Annotated in this window: 17 protein-coding genes; 15 read left to right on the top strand and 2 right to left on the bottom strand. The window is 32.9% G+C overall.

Annotation, left to right across the window (positions count from 1 at the left end; translation table 11 throughout):
• Positions 1–3 precede the first annotated feature (3 nt).
• Positions 4–951: a thymidylate synthase gene (locus tag AC1RPT_RS03165; protein ID WP_481761336.1), complete on the top strand. Its 948-nt coding sequence runs from the start codon at positions 4–6 to the stop codon at positions 949–951.
• Between the two features lie 23 nt (positions 952–974).
• Entirely contained in the window at positions 975–1,463 is a 489-nt protein-coding gene (locus AC1RPT_RS03160) for a dihydrofolate reductase (protein WP_481761335.1), read from the top strand.
• 49 nt (positions 1,464–1,512) lie between these two features.
• Here the strand turns inward: AC1RPT_RS03160 and trhA are convergent, their stop codons facing one another.
• On the bottom strand, positions 1,513–2,154 hold the full coding sequence (gene trhA / locus AC1RPT_RS03155; RefSeq protein WP_481761334.1) for a PAQR family membrane homeostasis protein TrhA: 642 nt from the start codon (positions 2,152–2,154) through the stop codon (positions 1,513–1,515).
• Between the two features lie 139 nt (positions 2,155–2,293).
• Here trhA and AC1RPT_RS03150 point away from each other — a divergent pair, with 139 nt between their 5' ends.
• The 13 genes from AC1RPT_RS03150 to AC1RPT_RS03090 all read left to right on the top strand — a co-directional run bounded on the left by AC1RPT_RS03150 (position 2,294) and on the right by AC1RPT_RS03090 (position 15,642).
• On the top strand, positions 2,294–3,142 hold the full coding sequence (locus tag AC1RPT_RS03150; RefSeq protein WP_481761333.1) for a DegV family protein: 849 nt from the start codon (positions 2,294–2,296) through the stop codon (positions 3,140–3,142).
• A gap of 81 nt (positions 3,143–3,223) precedes the next feature.
• Entirely contained in the window at positions 3,224–4,123 is a 900-nt protein-coding gene (locus tag AC1RPT_RS03145) for an SGNH/GDSL hydrolase family protein (RefSeq protein WP_481762178.1), read from the top strand.
• 11 nt (positions 4,124–4,134) lie between these two features.
• Positions 4,135–4,749: a YpmS family protein gene (locus AC1RPT_RS03140; protein ID WP_409022524.1), complete on the top strand. Its 615-nt coding sequence runs from the start codon at positions 4,135–4,137 to the stop codon at positions 4,747–4,749.
• Between the two features lie 15 nt (positions 4,750–4,764).
• Complete coding sequence (locus AC1RPT_RS03135; protein WP_409022525.1) at positions 4,765–4,986, top strand: YozE family protein; 222 nt, start codon at positions 4,765–4,767, stop codon at positions 4,984–4,986.
• Positions 4,987–5,000: 14 nt separating this feature from the next.
• Positions 5,001–6,449 (top strand): S41 family peptidase, encoded by a 1,449-nt coding sequence (locus AC1RPT_RS03130; protein WP_481761331.1) that lies wholly within the window; start codon positions 5,001–5,003, stop codon positions 6,447–6,449.
• 142 nt (positions 6,450–6,591) lie between these two features.
• The gene (ylqF, locus tag AC1RPT_RS03125) at positions 6,592–7,440 is read left to right on the top strand and encodes a ribosome biogenesis GTPase YlqF (protein ID WP_481761330.1); all 849 of its coding nucleotides are present in this window, start codon (positions 6,592–6,594) and stop codon (positions 7,438–7,440) included.
• Between the two features lie 2 nt (positions 7,441–7,442).
• Positions 7,443–8,210, top strand: a complete 768-nt coding sequence (locus tag AC1RPT_RS03120; RefSeq protein ID WP_481761329.1) for a ribonuclease HII — start codon at positions 7,443–7,445, stop codon at positions 8,208–8,210.
• A gap of 50 nt (positions 8,211–8,260) precedes the next feature.
• The gene (dprA, locus tag AC1RPT_RS03115) at positions 8,261–9,130 is read left to right on the top strand and encodes a DNA-processing protein DprA (protein ID WP_481761328.1); all 870 of its coding nucleotides are present in this window, start codon (positions 8,261–8,263) and stop codon (positions 9,128–9,130) included.
• Between the two features lie 95 nt (positions 9,131–9,225).
• Complete coding sequence (gene topA, locus AC1RPT_RS03110; protein ID WP_481761327.1) at positions 9,226–11,322, top strand: type I DNA topoisomerase; 2,097 nt, start codon at positions 9,226–9,228, stop codon at positions 11,320–11,322.
• A gap of 29 nt (positions 11,323–11,351) precedes the next feature.
• Entirely contained in the window at positions 11,352–12,659 is a 1,308-nt protein-coding gene (trmFO, locus tag AC1RPT_RS03105; protein ID WP_481761326.1) for an FADH(2)-oxidizing methylenetetrahydrofolate--tRNA-(uracil(54)-C(5))-methyltransferase TrmFO, read from the top strand.
• A 114-nt stretch (positions 12,660–12,773) separates the two neighbouring features.
• Entirely contained in the window at positions 12,774–13,319 is a 546-nt protein-coding gene (hslV, locus tag AC1RPT_RS03100; RefSeq protein ID WP_409022532.1) for an HslVU peptidase proteolytic subunit, read from the top strand.
• A gap of 15 nt (positions 13,320–13,334) precedes the next feature.
• Positions 13,335–14,744 (top strand): ATP-dependent protease ATPase subunit HslU, encoded by a 1,410-nt coding sequence (hslU, locus tag AC1RPT_RS03095; RefSeq protein WP_409022533.1) that lies wholly within the window; start codon positions 13,335–13,337, stop codon positions 14,742–14,744.
• A 16-nt stretch (positions 14,745–14,760) separates the two neighbouring features.
• Positions 14,761–15,642, top strand: coding sequence for an aldose 1-epimerase family protein (locus tag AC1RPT_RS03090; RefSeq protein WP_481761325.1), 882 nt, complete (start codon positions 14,761–14,763; stop codon positions 15,640–15,642).
• A 20-nt stretch (positions 15,643–15,662) separates the two neighbouring features.
• Here AC1RPT_RS03090 and plsY read toward each other — a convergent pair whose 3' ends face one another.
• A complete protein-coding gene (gene plsY, locus AC1RPT_RS03085) occupies positions 15,663–16,286 on the bottom strand; it encodes a glycerol-3-phosphate 1-O-acyltransferase PlsY (RefSeq protein ID WP_481761324.1) in 624 nt (207 codons plus the stop codon).
• Between the last annotated feature and the right edge of the window lie 115 nt (positions 16,287–16,401).

Here is a 16,401-nt window from a genome sequence, read left to right as displayed (position 1 = left end):
CGTATGGAAGAAACATATTTGCAACTTGAACGTGATATTTTAATGAACGGAAATGATAAATCTGATCGTACAAAAACGGGAACTAAAAGTCTTTTTGGCTATCAAATGAGGTTTGACTTAAGTCAAGGATTCCCACTACTAACAACTAAAAAAGTACCATTTGGTTTAATTAAGAGTGAGTTACTGTGGTTCTTAAAAGGTGATACTAATATCCAATATTTATTGAAACATAAGAATCATATTTGGGACGAATGGGCTTTTAAAAATTACATTGAAAGTTCTCAGTATATGGGTCCAGATATGACTGATTTTGGACATCGATCACTTTTAGAGACTGATTTTAAAAAAGAATATGAAGTACAGAAAAACCTTTTTTGCGATAAAATTATTGAAGACGATGAATTTGCAAAAAAGTTTGGTGAATTAGGTGACGTTTATGGTAGTCAGTGGCGTAATTGGAAAACTAGACAAGGTGATACGATTGACCAAATTAAAGATGTTATTGAAGCAATCAAAAAAACACCTGATTCTAGAAGATTAATTGTGTCCGCTTGGAACCCAGAAGATGTACCAAATGTGGCATTACCACCTTGCCATACGTTATTTCAATTTTATGTGGCTGATGGTAAATTAAGTTGTCAATTATATCAAAGAAGTGGCGATGTCTTTTTAGGTGTACCATTTAATATTGCAAGTTATGCGTTATTAACTCATCTAATTGCTAAAGAGGTTGGACTTGAAGTTGGTGAATTCATTCACACATTAGGCGATGCCCATATTTACAATAATCATATAGAACAAGTGAAGGAACAACTTTCTCGTGAAGTGCAACCCATGCCAAAATTATGGTTAAATCCTGATAAAAATAGTATTTTTGAATACGATATGACGGATATTAAAATAGAAGACTATAATCCTGCACCACCTATTAAAGCGCCTGTTGCAGTTTAATATTTACTTAAGGAGAGTCAATAATGATTAATTTTATTTGGGCTGAAGACAGTGAACATCATATTGGATATAAGGGTAAGCTACCTTGGTACTTACCAAATGATTTAAAATTTTTTAAGAAAACAACGCTTAATAAGGTCGTTGTTATGGGCAGAAATACATTTGAAAGTTTTCCGGGACTATTACCAAATCGAATTAATATTGTTCTTTCAAGTAAAAACGATTTAGTTGAAACAGATACTCTAAAGATTGTTCATTCAATACCAGAGTTGAATGATTTATTAGAAACATATTCTGAAGATATTTTTGTTATTGGTGGCGCAACATTATTTTCTGAAATGTATGTAAAAGTTAATAGATTGTATCAAACAAAAATTAACGCTACGTTTGATGGTGATGTGATGATGATTCCTATTGATTATACTCATTGGAAATTAATTGAAACGATTCCGGGAATGATTGACAAAAAAAATGTATATGATCATGAATTTAGAATTTATGATAAAAAATAATTAAAAAGCGAAGACATATCCAATACGGATGTGTCTTCGCTTTTTAACTTTAAGTATATAATAAAATAGAAAAAAACATTAATCCTGTACCTAACATCACAAATAAATGCCAAACGACATGTAAGTACTTAACACCGTTTATACTATAAATTCCAGCGCCGATTGTGAACGCAATGCCACCAGAAACAAGTAGCCAGAACCCAATTGTACCGAGGCTATTATAAAGTGGCATCATTGCGCTCAAACAAAGCCAGCCCATAATTAGATAAATGATGGTTGAAATTGTTTTAAAATGACCCAACCAAATTGATTTATAAATAATTCCTAAAACGGTCATCATCCAGATGATTCCGAATAGTGTCCAACCTAATGCCCCACCAACAGAGAGAAGACAATAAGGCGTATAAGTACCTGCTATCAGAATATAGATACTACTATGATCGAAGATTTGAAAAACAGTTCTTGCTCGTGTAAATATTAAACTATGAAATAGGGTAGAAGTTAAGTACAGCAGTACCAAAGATGAACCATATATAGCATACGAGGTAATTTCTAATGCACTACCATTATGAGCACCTTTAATAAGTAAAAAAATCAATCCCGCTATACTTAACCCAAGACCAATACCATGAGTTACCGCGTTTAATACCTCATTTAAGATGAGATACCTTCTACTGTAATTATGTTCCAAAAAAACACCTCAGTCATCAATTTCTATGTGAAATAGACCAGTAATTCTGATATACTAGACATTATAAATAGAAAAGTTTATAGTGACATTATTGTATCATGATTAAAAACTTTTGTTAAGAAAGTGTGGATGAAGAAACATGAAAAAAATTAAAATAATAACGGATTCATCTGTTGGATTAACAGATAATGAAATAAAAGAAAATGACATTAGCATTATACCTCTAAGCGTTATGATTGATGATACTATTTACGTTGAAGGTGAATCAATTACAAATGACGAATTTGAGACTAAAATGGAAACGTCAAAAACGTTACCTAAAACAAGTCAGCCACCAATTGGTACTTTTGTAGAAATGTTTGACAGTCTTGGGGCAGATGGTAGCCAAGTTCTCTCACTTAACATGACTGACCAAATTAGTGGTACAGTTCATACTGCAGAGCAAGCTGCAGAAATGAGTCAATCCGATGTAACCGTTGTTGATACTCGTTCTACTGATCGAGGTATGGCTTTTCAAGTCTTAGCAGCTGCTAAGTTAGCAAATTCAGGTGCATCAATGGATGATATTTTAACAAAAATTTCTGAAATCCGTAAGAATTCAACTCTAAATATGGCCGTTATGACTCTGGATAATCTGGTCAAAGGTGGACGTATATCAAGATTAACTGGTGTTCTTTCAAGTGTTTTAAATATGAAGATTATTTTGGAAATGATTGATGGCGAATTAAAAATTAAAAATAAAGGCCGTGGTATGAAGACGGTTAACAGATTTATTGCAGATTTAGTTGAAGAATTAAAAAGTACACCTAATGTTAAAGCAGTAGGTATTTCTCATGCTGGAAATGAAAAAAAGGCATTTGAAGTTCGCGATTTATTACAAACAGCAGTCCCAAAAGTTGATATTCTAGTTCGACAGACAGCACCTATTATTGCGACGCATGGTGGTCCAGGGGCTTTTGCAGTGATGTTCTACACAGATAAAGACTAATATATTAAATAATTATTTTTAAACTGGTCCAAAAACAGCTGTTTTTGTCCGGTTTTTTTAATTAAATAAAGGAATGATTTTTTGAAATTTTTTAAAAGCTTTTCCATTACTATTTTAAGTATTTTAGTACTAAGTGGTCTTATATTTAGTGGGCTGTGGTTTGCAACCGGCCATTTTTCGAATCATTCTTTAATAACAGTGCCCCATAAAAAAACAGCTCTTAAGCTAGTATCCCTTGGTGATTCTTTAACGCAGGGTGTCGGAGATGAAACGAATAAAGGTGGATTCGTTTCATTAATTACAGAAAAAATAAATACTGATAAAAATATGAAAGTAACTGCCTCTAACTTTGGCTTATCAGGAGATCGAAGTGATCAAATTTATAGCAGATTAAAGAAACAACCCAAAATGCAAAAAACGTTAAAAAAAGCCACTGTTATTACATTAACAGTTGGTGGGAATGACCTATTACAGGTTATACAAAAAAACATTTTATCTAATGATACTGATAAGTTAAATAAAGCTATTGATACTGAAAAAATGACTTATACAAAAAATTTAAATGATTTATTTAAAGAGATTAGAAAATATAATAATAGCGCGCCTATCTACGTTATAGGAGTGTATAACCCATTTTACGTTTATTTCCCCGAAATGAGTAGTATGAAAACGATTGTTAAATCATGGAATAACGTAACCAACAAGGTTGTTAAAAATGATAAAAATAGTTATTTTGTTAGTGTTGAAAAACAGCTTTCTGAAGGACAATATTATGGTAAAACAAGTAAATTAGCCAAGACTTTGGGTAGCTCAGACTTATCTGATTTATCTAGTTTTAATCTTGAAAGTGTCTTGCAAGAAAAAGATGAAAAAAATAACTATATTTCTATAACTGATCATTTTCATCCAAATAAAAAAGGTTATAAAAAAATGACTGATTTGTTGTTCAAATCAATGGAAGAACATCATTTATTTAAATAATGAGGAGAATTATGCCGAAAAGAACAGAAAAAACATCAACCACTTTTAACGCATGGAAAGTTGCGTTTATCATATTATTTTCTTTATTGATTGGCGTACTACTTTATTTTTCCGTTAGTATTATGAACCAATCCCAAGATCAAAAGACACTAACAACTCAAACCACTTCAAAAGCAACAAAAAGAACAGAACTAAGCGTGGAAATGAACAAGGAACAACTTAACGGAACCATTAATTATTATTTAAAATCAATTCAAAAAGGTCAATCAATTAAATATCGGTTTTTAGTAGATAAATCTGCTATATTAATGGGCACAACAAAAATTTTAGGACAAAATATTTCATTCACATTATATTCAGATCCAGTTGTAACAGATGATGGTAATATCTTGTTAAAAGCAAAATCTGTTGCTGTAGGTTCATTACCAGTTCCTAAAAAGTTTATAATGGATTATGTAAAAAATGCATATGATTTACCAAATTGGATTACGATTAATAGCAAAGAACAAACAATTATGCTTAACTTAAAAAAACTAGATATTGAGAATGGTATACAAGCTAGTGCAACCAAAATTGATTTAAAAACGAATGTTTTTAAATTCGATGTTTCTATCCCTTTAAATTAAATGAGGTATCAATTTATGAGACAAACATTTTATCAATTTTTAATGACCGAACGCAATGATCACGGTACGGATGAGGTGTCCCAATTTGCAAATAATGCATTTTATGATCAAAGTTTTCCTAAATTGTCAGATAAGTATGACTTTCTTTCTAATTATCTTGAATTAAATGCAGGATATTTACCTTCAATGACAATTTTTGATGACGCTTGGGCCCGATATTTAGACAAAATGAATTAGTGGGGAATTAAATTATGGAAAAAGATAAAAAAGAAAAACGTTTTAGATTTGGTCGTCATTTTTGGACCTTAATAGGGTCAATTTGTTTATCTTTTATAGTCGGAGCTGCTGCAATGTATTTTTTTGCAATTAGTCAAATTAATACATTAGTTGGGTCATTACAAACGACTAGTTCAGATTTAGCCAAAATTGAGTCTGTTTATTCGGCACTAAATAATTCTTATTATAAAAATATCAGTAAGAAAAAATTAGTCGATGGGGCTATCAATGGTATGGTCGACTCTACTGGAGATAAATTTACGGCCTATTTAGGTAAAGAAGATGCGACTAATTTAAATTCAACTATTTCTAGTAAATTTGTTGGAATCGGTGCTGAAGTCAAAATTAGCAAGAAAAATATTCAGATTGTTTCAGCTATTAAAGGAACACCAGCTAAAAAGGCTGGTTTGAAGACAGATGATATTATCCAAAAAATAGATGGTAAATCTATTTATGGTCTCAGTTTAGAAAAAGCTGTTTCAAAAATTAGAGGTAAAAAAGGAACAATAGTGAAACTAACTATTAAACGTGATTCATCAACATTTAATGTTTCAATAAAACGAGATGATATTCCTGTTAAAACAGTCTATAGTAGTATTTCGAAAAAGAATAAAAAAGTAGGATATATTCAAATTAGTACATTTTCTGAGGATACATCTAACGAAGTCAAATCTGCAGTGAAGTCACTTAGAAAAGATGGCGCTACATCGTTTGTCATTGATGTTCGTGATAATCCAGGTGGCCTTATGGATCAAGCATTAGCGATTGGATCAATGTTCTTAAAAGATGGTCAAACAATTATGCAGGTACAAGGCAAAACGGGTTCTCCTGAAGTATATAAGGCTGGTAAAAAATATGACTCAGGATTTAAAGTCACAGAAAAAACAGCTGTTGTCATTAATAAAGATAGTGCAAGTGCTTCTGAAATTTTAGCAGCCGCACTTAACCAATCTGGTAATGATAAATTAATTGGGTCAACATCTTATGGAAAAGGTACCGTCCAAACAATCAATACCTTTACAGATAAAACAGAATTAAAAGTTACCATTGCTAAATGGCTAACACCTGATGGTTCTTGGATTAATAAAAAAGGGATTAAGCCTACTATTTCAGCTGATTATCCTGCGTATGCTTATTCACCACTAATTAATACTGATAAAACATATAAATATGAAGACGTTACACCTCAAGTTAAAACGATTCAAGTTTACTTAAGCGCACTTAATTATTATAAAGACAAAAATAATGGTTACTTTGGTACATCAACGGTTAATGCAGTAAAAATGTTACAAAAAGAAAATACTTTAACTCAAACGGGCGAAGTTAACAAAGATACTGCTTTAAAAATTGAAACATTAGTTCAGAAAAAAATTTCAAAAAATGATCCTGCCTATGATGCGGCAATTAAATCGTTAACAAATTAATAAAAGACTGAAGAGGGCGAAACTAAATAGCGGAACTCTCTTCTTTTTGTGCACAAATTAAGGTATTCTGATTAAGAGAGTTAAATATAAAGAATTAAGCAAGTTAATTAAAAGTTTACTTGGCTTAACAAGGAGAATTTAAATGACAGTAATCCAATGGTTCCCAGGACATATGGCAAAAGCCTTAAGATTAGTAAAGGAAAAATTAAACTTAGTAGATATCGTACTTGAATTAGTTGATGCAAGATTGCCTGAATCATCTAGAAATCCGCAACTTGAGCAATTACTTGCAACAAAACCTCATATTATGGTTTTAACAAAAAAAGATATGGCCGATCCGAACGTTACTGCACGTTGGCTACAGTACTATGAAAACAAAGGAATTCCGGCAGTTGCAGTAGATAGTCAACACGGACAACTTAACGCTATCGAGAAAAAAATTAACGTTGTTTTAAAAGATAAAATAGCGTTACGAGAAAGTAAAGGTATCCTCCAACAACGAGTTAAGGTAATGTGTATCGGAATTCCGAATGTTGGAAAATCGACGTTACTAAATCATTTGTTAAGTAAAAATGTCGCCATAACTGGAAATAGACCTGGGGTGACAAAAGCACAGCAATGGTTAAAAGCCGGAAAATCAATGTCTCTTTTAGATACACCAGGTATTTTATGGCCCAAATTTGAAGATCAAGAAATCGGTAAACGTCTTGCTTTAACAGGAGCAATAAAAGACTCTTTATATGCAAAAGATGACATTGCATTATACGGGTTAGAACATTTTAAACAAACAAATCCAAAGGCATTACAAGAGAAATATAAATTAACGGATGAACAAATGCAGTTAAGTAATGTTGATTTATTATTAGATTTAACAAAAAAAATGGGTTTCAAAGAAGATTATGATCGTGCGAGTGAGAGAATTATATTTGATATTAGACAAGGTAAACTTGGTCGTTATACCTTAGAAATCCCTCAATTGGGTGGCGAATAGTTGTGACCAAATTTACAATTTCTCAAGTAAAAGAACATTTATTGAATAATCCATCGGATAATTTTATGCAAGAAATAGCTAAAGACTCTCGCAAAGGAGTTATTAAGCTTTTAATCCAATATAATAATAGACAAAAAAAACTAGTTGAACACCAAGAATTATTTAATCGTAGGTTAGTAATAGAAAGAGACCTATGGCAGAATGGTATTCCTTACATCGCTGGTATTGATGAGGTTGGAAGAGGACCGTTAGCTGGTCCAGTTGTTAGTGCAGCAGTTATTTTACCTCATAATTTCAATCTAATTGACGTGAATGATTCGAAAAAATTATCTGCATCTATGCGTGAAGCATTATACGTTGAAATATTAGCTACAGCTGTTTCAGTTGGTATATCTGTGATAAATAATCAAACAATTGATGAAGTTAATATATATCAAGCATCAAGAATTGCTATGTTAGAAGCTGTTAATTCATTGGACGTGAAACCACAACAATTATTGATTGATGCTATGACGATTGATAGCGATATTCCGCAGGAAAGTTTCATTAAAGGCGATTCTAAAAGTGCTAGTATTGCTGCTGCTAGTATCGTTGCTAAGGTTTACCGAGATCATCTCATGAACTTTTACAATGAATTATATCCAGGATACGATTTCAATCATAATGATGGATATGGAACTAAAAAACATTTAGCAGGACTTAGCAAATTAGGAGTCACTCCAATTCATCGTCGAACATTTGAACCAATTAAATCTATTCTAAAAAAATAATGAAATAAATTGCGTACCTTATTAGTATTAATGACTAATAAGGAGAAACAATGACAATAAGAGACACTTTAATTAAACTTAGACTATGTTCTGAAATAACGTATATTGGCGAAAATAAAATTTTTGATTGGTTACAACAGAATCCAAGTTGTACTGATTTAACTCTAGATGTAATTAAATCCATTTTAAATTTAAATAGTAAAAAAATAGCTAGTTTCAGTAAAGCTTACACTAGTATTTCATTGAAAAATGAGGTTATTACCAATAAGTTACATTCAACAATTGTGACTATTATTGATGAGGACTATCCGTATCGACTAAAAGAATGCTATCGACCACCAATTGTTCTTTTTATGCGAGGAAATACGCAATTATTAAATCGACAATCACTTGCTGTTGTTGGTGCTCGGCAAAGAACTGACTACTCAATAGAAGTAATACGATTATTATTACCAAATAGTATCCAAAATGATAAGGTAATTTTAAGCGGATTAGCAGCCGGCGTTGATACCTTGGCACACCAATTTACAATAGCTAACGGAGCAGATACAATTGCTGTTATTGGGACAGGTTTAAATATTTATTATCCAAAAATTAATGAAGATTTACAAATTGAAATTAGCAAAAAGGGACTTTTATTATCTGAGTACGGACTGAATACAGGACCACAACGTAATCATTTCCCTGAAAGAAATCGAATTATTGCAGGCCTTTGTGAATGCTTATTAGTTACAGAGGCTAAACACCATAGTGGTAGTCTTATAACTGCCAATTTAGCATTGCAAGAAAATCGCACAGTACTAGCTGTACCCGGATCAATTATTAGTCCTCTTTCACTTGGGTGTAATGAACTAATAATAGCCGGTGCAATGCCGATTATTAACGGTGAACAGATACTTGCAGAGTTCTATGAAAACTAGTTACGCTTGACAAGTCTCTCTAATATGCTTTAAGATTACTAACGATTTTAAAAATGTTATTGCTTACAATATAAATACTACGAAGGAGTTCAATTATGCCAGTAACCAAAAAGAAAAAGAGAACGCCGGCAAAAAAAAATCTAGTTATTGTTGAATCACCTTCTAAGGCTAAAACAATTGAAAAATACCTAGGCAGCAACTACCATGTTGTCGCTAGTCTTGGACATATTAGAGATTTACCACGAAGTAAAATGGGAGTTGACGTTGAAAACAACTATGATCCTCATTACATTTCAATTCGTGGTAAAGGCGATGTTATTAAAAGTTTAAAAAAAGAAGCTAAAAAAGCTAAAAATGTTTATCTAGCAGCCGATCCTGATCGTGAAGGCGAGGCAATTGCATGGCATTTATCTCATATTTTAGATTTAGATATCACGGACAAAAATCGTGTTGTTTTTAATGAAATTACAAAAGATGCAGTTAAAAATGCTTTTAATGATCCTAGATCAATTGATATGAATTTAGTTGATGCACAACAAGCTCGCCGTATTTTAGATAGATTAGTTGGTTATTCAATTAGTCCTTTATTATGGGCTAAAATAAAAAAAGGCTTAAGTGCTGGTCGAGTTCAGTCTATTGCTTTGAATTTAATTATTGATAGAGAAAAAGAAATTCGTGCATTTATACCAGAGGAATACTGGACTATTGATTCTGAATTTAAAAAAGGTAAAGAGAAATTTGATGCAGCTTTTTATGGTATTAAGGGAAAGAAAAAAGCACTTCATGATAATGAAGATGTTAAAAAAGTAATGGCATTAATTGATACAAAACAAGATTTTGATATCACCGCTGTCACAAAAAAAGAACGTAAAAGATTTCCAGCTTTACCATTTACTACAAGTACAATGCAACAAGATGCTAATAGAAAATTAAACTTTCGTACAAGAAAAACGATGATGGTTGCACAACAATTATATGAAGGAATTCATCTCGGAAAACAGGGTACTGTTGGTTTAATCACTTACATGCGTACCGACTCGACTCGTGTATCTACGACTGCCAAACATGAAACTGCTCAATTTTTACACGAAAAGTATGGTGAAGATTATGCAGCTATTAAGCCACGCAAAGGTAAATTACAAGAAGGTGCACAGGACGCACATGAAGCAATTAGACCTTCCTCTGTTTTACGTACACCTGCTTCAATGAAGGATTATTTAAGTAATGATCAAATGAAGTTATATAAATTAATTTGGTCGCGATTTGTTGCCAGTCAAATGACACCAGCTGTAATGGATACAATGTCTGTATCTATTGAACAAAATGGCGTTACTTATCATACTTCTGGGTCAAAGACTAAGTTTGCAGGTTATACAAAAATTTATGAGGATAACAAAAAGACTGATAATATTTTACCGGATTTAAAAGTTGGCGATCATGTTAAGTTAGCTAAAAATCAGCCTAACCAACATTTTACTCAGCCACCTGCTAGATTCACTGAAGCAAATTTAATTAAAACACTTGAAGAAAATGGTGTTGGACGTCCATCAACGTATGCACCAACCTTGGATACTATTCAACGTCGATATTATGTGAAATTAATTGCTAAGCGTTTTGAACCAACTGAACTGGGTGAAATTGTAGATGATATGATTGAAGCTTATTTTAGTGATATTGTGAATGTTAAATTTACTGCTGAATTAGAAAAAGGTCTTGATAACATTGAAGTCGGAGACGAAAATTGGGTTAAAGTTGTTGATGATTTTTATAAACCATTTTCAAAAAATGTTGAACATGCCCAAGAAACAATTGAGAAAGTTCAAATTAAAGATGAACCAGCTGGATTTAATTGTGAAATTTGTGGGTCACCGATGGTTATTAAGATGGGCCGATATGGTAAATTTTTTGCATGTACGCGTTTTCCAGATTGTCGTAATACAAAAGCAATCGTTAAAGAAATTGGTGTAACTTGTCCATTGTGTCAGCAAGGGGAAGTAATTGAACGTAAATCTAAACGAAATCGTTTATTCTATGGTTGCTCAAGATACCCAGATTGTGAATTCGTATCATGGGATAAACCTATTGGTCGCGAATGTCCAAAATGTCAACATTATTTAATTGAGAAAAAAGTAAAAGGTGGAAAACAAGTCAAATGTAGTAATTGTGACTATGAAGAAGCGGTTCAAAAATAATTGAATCTAACTAGCAGGGGGATTATATAATGGAAAATACTAGCGTTAATGTAATCGGTGCTGGTCTTGCCGGTAGTGAAGCTGCATGGCAGATTGCCAAGCGAGGAGTTCATGTTAATTTATACGAGATGCGCCCTATCAAAATGACACCAGCGCATCATACTGAGAATTTTGCTGAACTAGTTTGTACGAATTCTTTAAGAGCTAATCAAATTACGAATGCCGTTGGTCTTTTGAAGGAAGAGATGAGACAGTTAGATTCAGTTATTATGAAGTCAGCTGACCATAATGCAATTCCGGCTGGCGGTGCGCTAGCCGTTGACCGTGATAAATTTTCTGGTGAGATAACTGATTTAGTTAAAAATCATGAAAATATTACGGTTATCAATGAAGAGTTAACTGAACTACCAAAAGGTCCAACAATTGTTGCGACAGGTCCTTTAACATCATCAGGTTTAGCAGAATCAATTAAACAATTAAATGGTAGTGAGGGACTTTATTTTTATGATGCAGCTGCACCAATTTTAGAAAAATCATCATTAAATATGGATAAAATCTACTTAAAATCACGATATGATAAAGGTGATGCTGCATACCTTAATTGTCCAATGACTAAAGAGGAATTTATAACCTTTTATAAGGCACTAATAGGGGCCGAAACTGCTGAAATGCATGATTTTGAAGATGAAAAATTTTTCGAAGGTTGTATGCCAATTGAAGAAATGGCTAGAAGAGGCGCTAAAACAATGTTATTTGGCCCTTTAAAACCAGTTGGATTAGAAGACCCTAAGACTGGTAGAACACCTTTTGCCGTTGTCCAATTGCGTCAAGACAATGCAGTCGGTGACTTATACAATATTGTTGGTTTCCAAACGCATCTTAAATGGGGCGAACAAAAGAATGTTTTCTCACTAATTCCAGGTTTAGAAAATGTTGAATTTGTTCGTTATGGTGTTATGCATCGTAATACATTTATGCGTTCTCCTGATACACTGGAACCAACATATCAGTCTAAATTTAGAAATGATTTATTTTTTGCTGGTCAAATGACAGGTGTTGAAGGCTATGTAGAAAGTGCTGCAAGTGGATTATTAGCAGGGATCAATGCCGCACATCTTGTTTTAGGAGAAGAGCTAGTCGTACTTCCTAAAACAACTGTGATGGGAGCTATGGCCCATTATATAACACATGCCAGTGGTAAACATTTTCAGCCGATGAATGCTAACTTTGGTATTATCCCTAAATTAGGCACAAAAATTCGAGATAAACAAGAAAAAAATCAAGCGGTTGCAAATCGTGCTCTAGAGCATTTAGCAATTGTTAAACCAAGTCTTTAAATATTTATGAAATATCTGATAAAATAATTGAGTTATACTTCATTGTTGTGCTACAGTAGTAGCGTTCAATGAAGTTTTTTTATACAATAAATGAGTAACATGGAGGAGTTTATTATGGCAACTGTTTCATTTCATGCAACAACAATTTGTGCCGTTAAGCATAATGGTCACTGTGCAATGGCCGGTGATGGCCAAGTCACAATGGGTGAAAAAGTTATTATGAAGGGGACTGCTAGAAAAGTTCGTCGCATATATAACGATCAAGTAGTTGTTGGTTTCGCTGGTAGCGTTGCCGACGCATTTAATCTTGAAGAACGATTTGAAAAAAAATTAAATGAATTTAGTGGTAATTTACAACGTGCAGCAGTTGAATTAGCTCAGGATTGGCGTAGTGAACAATCCTTACAAAAATTAGAAGCACTTTTGATTGTAATGAACAGTAATGAAATGTTATTAGTTTCTGGTAGTGGAGAAGTAATTGAACCTGACGATGACATTTTAGCAATCGGATCTGGCGGAAATTTTGCTTTGTCTGCTGCAAAGGCACTTAAGCATCATACAACTGATATGTCAGCTAAAGAAATTGCTGAGGCATCAATTAATATTGCCGGTGATATTGATATTTTTACTAACCATCATGTCATCTCAGAAGAATTATAGAAAGCGGGTAAATTTATGACTATAAGTGATAAAACACCAAAACAGATTGTTACAGAACTAGATCAATACGTTATCGGTCAAAATGATGCAAAAAAGGCCATTGCTGTTGCATTACGTAATAGATATCGTCGGATGCAACTTTCTGAATCAATGCAAAAAGATGTTACACCTAAAAATTTAATGATGATTGGGCCAACTGGTGTAGGTAAAACTGAAATTGCTCGTCGTTTGGCAACAATGCTTGAAGCACCATTTATTAAAGTTGAAGCAACAAAATTCACTGAAGTTGGTTACGCTGGACGTGATGTTGAATCAATGGTACGTGACTTGGTTGACGTGTCAATTAAATTAGAAGAAGATGCTCAATATGGCCGTGTTTCAGGCGCAGCTGAACGTATGGCTGATAAACGACTTGTAAAACTTCTAGTTCCAGGTATTAAAAAACAAAAAAAAGCCGAGAATGTTAATCTTATGCAAATGATGTCTCAAATTCAAAAAGGTCAAATACCTGCCGGATTAGATGCAAAAGATGAAGAGGAGGTCACTGACGACATTAGAAATGAACGACTATCTGTATCGGAACAACTAAGTCGTGGTTTATTAGAAAATAACGAAGTGACAATTAAAGTTGATGAACCTAAACAGCCTTCTGGTATGAATGGCATGATGGGACAAATGGGCATCGACTTAGGAGATACCTTAAGTGCATTAACACCAACACGCCAAGTAGAAAGAACGTTAACCGTAGCAGAAGCCCGTAAAATTTTAATTCGTGAAGAATCAAAAAAATTAGTTAATGTAGCAGATATCAATCAAGCTGCAATTGAACGTGCTGAAAACACTGGAATTATTTTTATTGATGAAATTGATAAAATTACTTCAAAATCTCAAAAAAATAGTGGTGAAGTTTCTAGAGAAGGCGTACAACGTGATATTTTACCAATTGTTGAAGGCTCTCAAATTTCAACTAAATATGGTGTTATTAATACTGATCATATCTTGTTTATTGCATCAGGTGCTTTTCATGAAAGTAAACCTAGCGATTTAATTGCTGAACTTCAAGGTCGTTTCCCAATTCGAGTTGAATTAGATGATTTGAGCCAAGCAGATTTTGTTAAAATTCTTACAGAACCTCATAATGCCTTAATTAAACAATATATTGCTTTAATTGGCACTGATAATATTAATGTGACATTTACAATTGAAGCAATTGAGAAAATATCTGAAATTGCTTACAACGTTAACCACGATACTGAAAATATTGGTGCACGCAGACTGCATACAATTCTTGAAAAATTACTTGAAGATTTACTATTTGAGGGTCCAGATATGCAAATGGGTGACATAACAATTACTGAAAGTTATGTTGAAGACAAAATTGGTAACATCGTTGCTGATAAAGATCTTAGTCGTTATATTTTATAGGATAGGGTGAACTAAAATGACAGTTGAACTTAAAAATGATTTCATCACAGTCAAAATTGCTGAACAAGGTGCTGAATTAATCAGTATTACCGGAAATGACACATCTATTGAATATATTTGGCAAGCAGATAAACAATACTGGGGTAGACATGCCCCAGTATTGTTTCCATTTGTTGGGCGTTTAAAAAATGATGAATATGCGTATGATCATAAAACATATAAAATGGGTCAACATGGCTTTGCCCGTGACATGCTTTTTACAGTGGTTTCTAAAAGTAAAACATCAGTTGTTCTGGAATTAGGTTCATCCCCAGAAACAATCTCAAAGTATCCGTTTAATTTTAGATTGAGATTACATTACATTTTAACTAATCATCAAATAAAAGTAATTTACGATGTTTATAACCCCGATGAAAATCCTTTGTTATTTTCTATCGGAGGACACCCAGCATTTAACGTACCACTTAAAAATGCTTATTTAAATCTAGAAAATTATCAAATTGAAGTGGCACCAAATGTTGAAAGACGTCAAATTCCACTAGTTGGACCTTTTAGCGATATCGAAAATGCAAAATCAGTTAAGTTCAACGAACCTATTAAGTTATCTCGCGAAACATTCAAAAATGATGCCTTAATTTACGAATTGAAACAACTAGAAACGACTATCTTACTTTCAACACCTGAAGATGATCATGGTGTTTCCGTGACATTAAATGGTGCAGATTACGTTGGTATCTGGTCGAAATATCCTGAAAATTCACCATTTGTTTGTATTGAACCATGGTGGGGAGTAGCTGATAATATTGAATCTACTGGTAATTTATCAGATAAAAGTAATATTTATACGTTAGAAAAAAATAAATCGTTCGAAGGTTCGTATGAAATCACAGTATTTTAAAAAAAAAATCGATGAAATAATCATCGATTTTTTTTATTTCGTAAATATAATCCAAGACCAAAAGGTACCATACTCTCAGTACCATTTAAAATACGTTTTATGTTGTCTCTATGTTTATAAATAACAAATATAGTCAAAATACCTGCAATACTAGTTAATAACCAATCTTGAAATAATATCGCTGTTATCGTAATACCAATAAATCCAATGACACTTGCAACACTTACCATACTCGTTAAAAGTATTAAAGAAATAAACATGGTACAAGCGATAAGAAAAAATAGCGGATTATACGGTAATAAAATACCCGCACCAGTAGCAACTGCCTTACCACCTTTAAATCCAGTAAATATTGAGAATGTATGTCCAGCTACTGCACCTACACCAATTAGTAAAGGACTAACGGTTGATGCGACCCCAAACATATAAGGGAGGCTTGCAGCTATAATTCCTTTTGATATATCCATCACTAAGACAACAGTCCCTGCTTTTGGTCCAAGAACTCGATAAGTATTAGTTGTACCAACATTACCACTACCAAAATTTCTGATATCCTTTTGATAAAAATATTTTCCAATCCAAACCCCTGATGGAATTGATCCTAAAATATAAGCGATAATCAACATTAATATGATTGTACCCATGATAATTCACTCCTTTCAGCCAGTAAATCCAATAAGTAGTATTTTAACATTCTTTTAAGAAGACACCAAAATTTTTTATAAAATAGAACATCTATTCGGATTTCTCTTTACATTT

The sequence above is a fragment of the Dellaglioa sp. CoH-56-MRSF-11 genome, assembly GCF_056782135.1.
The sequence above is the reverse complement of the archived record's forward strand: the minus strand, read 5'-3'. Positions and strand labels throughout refer to the sequence as shown.

What these genes read in the sequence shown, in the direction of transcription:
- AC1RPT_RS03165 (WP_481761336.1), top strand. Translation starts at nt 4, where the DNA reads ATGGAAGAAACATATTTGCAACTTGAACGTGATATTTTAATGAACGGA.
- AC1RPT_RS03160 (WP_481761335.1), top strand. Translation starts at nt 975, where the DNA reads ATGATTAATTTTATTTGGGCTGAAGACAGTGAACATCATATTGGATAT.
- AC1RPT_RS03150 (WP_481761333.1), top strand. Translation starts at nt 2,294, where the DNA reads ATGAAAAAAATTAAAATAATAACGGATTCATCTGTTGGATTAACAGAT.
- AC1RPT_RS03140 (WP_409022524.1), top strand. Translation starts at nt 4,135, where the DNA reads ATGCCGAAAAGAACAGAAAAAACATCAACCACTTTTAACGCATGGAAA.
- AC1RPT_RS03135 (WP_409022525.1), top strand. Translation starts at nt 4,765, where the DNA reads ATGAGACAAACATTTTATCAATTTTTAATGACCGAACGCAATGATCAC.
- AC1RPT_RS03130 (WP_481761331.1), top strand. Translation starts at nt 5,001, where the DNA reads ATGGAAAAAGATAAAAAAGAAAAACGTTTTAGATTTGGTCGTCATTTT.
- ylqF (WP_481761330.1), top strand. Translation starts at nt 6,592, where the DNA reads ATGACAGTAATCCAATGGTTCCCAGGACATATGGCAAAAGCCTTAAGA.
- dprA (WP_481761328.1), top strand. Translation starts at nt 8,261, where the DNA reads ATGACAATAAGAGACACTTTAATTAAACTTAGACTATGTTCTGAAATA.
- topA (WP_481761327.1), top strand. Translation starts at nt 9,226, where the DNA reads ATGCCAGTAACCAAAAAGAAAAAGAGAACGCCGGCAAAAAAAAATCTA.
- trmFO (WP_481761326.1), top strand. Translation starts at nt 11,352, where the DNA reads ATGGAAAATACTAGCGTTAATGTAATCGGTGCTGGTCTTGCCGGTAGT.
- hslV (WP_409022532.1), top strand. Translation starts at nt 12,774, where the DNA reads ATGGCAACTGTTTCATTTCATGCAACAACAATTTGTGCCGTTAAGCAT.
- hslU (WP_409022533.1), top strand. Translation starts at nt 13,335, where the DNA reads ATGACTATAAGTGATAAAACACCAAAACAGATTGTTACAGAACTAGAT.
- AC1RPT_RS03090 (WP_481761325.1), top strand. Translation starts at nt 14,761, where the DNA reads ATGACAGTTGAACTTAAAAATGATTTCATCACAGTCAAAATTGCTGAA.
- plsY (WP_481761324.1), bottom strand. Translation starts at nt 16,286, where the DNA reads ATGGGTACAATCATATTAATGTTGATTATCGCTTATATTTTAGGATCA.